Genomic DNA, 2,038 nt, shown 5'->3' on the forward strand with positions numbered 1-2,038 from the left:
AGACCCCAAGCCGTTCATCTGGACCAAGAGCGCCGAGGAAATCCTCGAATCCCTCGCCCGCTTCTGCCGACGGATCTCCGGCGCAGGACACTAGCGTTGGGTCCCGTGATCGTATGGCTCAACGGCACCCACGGCGCGGGCAAGACGACGACCAGTGCACTCGTGCAGCAGCTGATCCCGGATTCACGGGTGTTCGACGCCGAGAAGGTCGGCGAGACACTCATGGACATCACGCCGGGGCTGCCCGGGACGGACAACTTCCAGCACTGGCCCCCGTGGCGGCCGCTCGTAGTCGAGACCGCCCGCCGCGTACTCGACTACACCGGCGGCACTCTGGTGATGCCCATGACCGTCCTGGTCGAGCGTTACTGGCGCGAGATCAGCACGGGCCTCGCCCAACATGCCATTCCGGTACGGCACTTCGTCCTCCACGCAGACCAAGACACCCTCCGCGGGCGCATTGAGGGGGACACTTTTCTTGGCCCCTCCCCATTCCGTCTCAAATACCTCGAGCCCTACGCCGAGGCGGCCCGCACGTGGCTACACAGCGAGGCCGAGGTCGTCGACACCACGCACCTCACGCCCGCCCAAGCCGCCCTGCGGATCGCAGAGGCCGTCAAGAGTTGAGGTCCGCCCGCCACGCGAAAACAGGCGCAGGTGACAACAAAGAACGACCTTCTGGTGTCAAGTAGTGCGATCAGACTGGCCAGAGACCCCAGGCCAGTCCGTCATCGCGGTGTCCTCTATCTCGAAAAGTCGCACGCAGAATGACGGATATGCGTCTGACCTGGGGGATTCGTAGAAAGAGGTGCGAGTCAGCGCTCGCGACGTAGGAAGTCGCGGGCGCCGCGCAAGTTGGTACGCAATGTGCGTTGCGTCCGAGTGCTGTCCAAGCGGACGTCCAGCGCCCCCGGGGAACCGGTGTCGGCGCGGCGGCCGGCGGTCAGCATGGAGGCGTCCAATTCATCGCGGTCCGCGATCAGGACACCGAGCTCATGACGGCTGACTGCATCTGATCCTGCAAGGTGGCACACGCCTGCGTGATCGGAGGCGGTCAACTCAAGAATGGCCCGGGCGAGGTCGACGACATTGACGGGGCACCGGATGTCATCGGTGAACAACACGCCATTTCGTCGCCCGGTGGCCAGCTCGTGGATGAACGCCTCGTGCACGGAGCCACCGCCGCCGATGATCAGCGAGGTGCGAGCAATGACGGCGGCCGGGGCGAACAGGCGGATCGCCGTTTCAGCCGCAGCCTTCGCAGCCCCGTATGGGGTGATCGGATCCGGCGTGGCGGATTCGTCGTAGCGGACGTCGGCGCCGGAGAAGACGGCGTCACTGGACACATGCACCAGCCGGGATCCGTGCTGAGTGGCGGCCATCGCCAGGCAGATCGCGCCGTCGGCCGTGGTTGCCCAGTCGGCCTTGCGATACGCCGCATTGATGACAACGTCCGGCTGGGTCTGCCTGAGCGCCGGTGTGATCTCCTCGCTGCGACATAGGTCCACGGGCAGCCAGTGGATCCCGGGGATGTCTCCGGCGCGGGTCACGAAGGTCGCCGTCACGGCGTGCCCGGTTGCCAATGCCTGCTGAGCCAACTCGCGGCCCAGGAAGCCGCTGCCGCCTACGATCAGAATGTTCATGATCTGCCACGTTAGGGCCCCGCGCTTCGTCACGTCATCCGGCTATCGGGCCAGCTCCGAAGCCCGGCGGAGTCACCATCTGCCGCACCTCCACCGGACTTGTGGTGGGGTAACGCTCACGAACCGCCCGCTTGAACAGGCCTGAGACCGCAGCCAGCTCCCGGTTCCACTTCGACCCGCCGATCCATGCGGATTCTCTGGAGCTTCCCGCCGCCAATGCTCGAAATCTTCCAGATCCCGCGCCCTGGCATCCACCCACGACAATCCGCGGCTTCACAGAAACGTCATCAGAAGCATTAGCCTCGCTGTTTCGCTTGGGTTGACGAGGTGACGCCGTGGGGTCGAGCGAGGCGGTATCGGGCGGTGGGCATGGTGGGGACCCGGCGCGTTGGTCG

General features: G+C 65.5%; 2 protein-coding genes. One reads left to right on the forward strand and one right to left on the reverse strand.

The window, feature by feature from the left end; all coding sequences use genetic code 11:
- Window positions 1–105: 105 nt before the first annotated feature.
- On the forward strand, window positions 106–627 hold the full coding sequence (locus tag ACWCP0_RS42020; protein WP_451083971.1) for an ATP-binding protein: 522 nt from the start codon (window positions 106–108) through the stop codon (window positions 625–627).
- A 188-nt stretch (window positions 628–815) separates the two neighbouring features.
- On the opposite strand, the gene ACWCP0_RS42025 is transcribed toward ACWCP0_RS42020, so the two are convergent.
- The gene (locus tag ACWCP0_RS42025; protein ID WP_451083972.1) at window positions 816–1,643 is read right to left on the reverse strand and encodes an SDR family oxidoreductase; all 828 of its coding nucleotides are present in this window, start codon (window positions 1,641–1,643) and stop codon (window positions 816–818) included.
- Between the last annotated feature and the right edge of the window lie 395 nt (window positions 1,644–2,038).

It is taken from the genome of Streptomyces sp. NPDC001970 (genome assembly GCF_053594115.1).

What these genes read in the sequence shown, in the direction of transcription:
- ACWCP0_RS42025 (WP_451083972.1), bottom strand. Translation starts at nt 1,643, where the DNA reads ATGAACATTCTGATCGTAGGCGGCAGCGGCTTCCTGGGCCGCGAGTTG.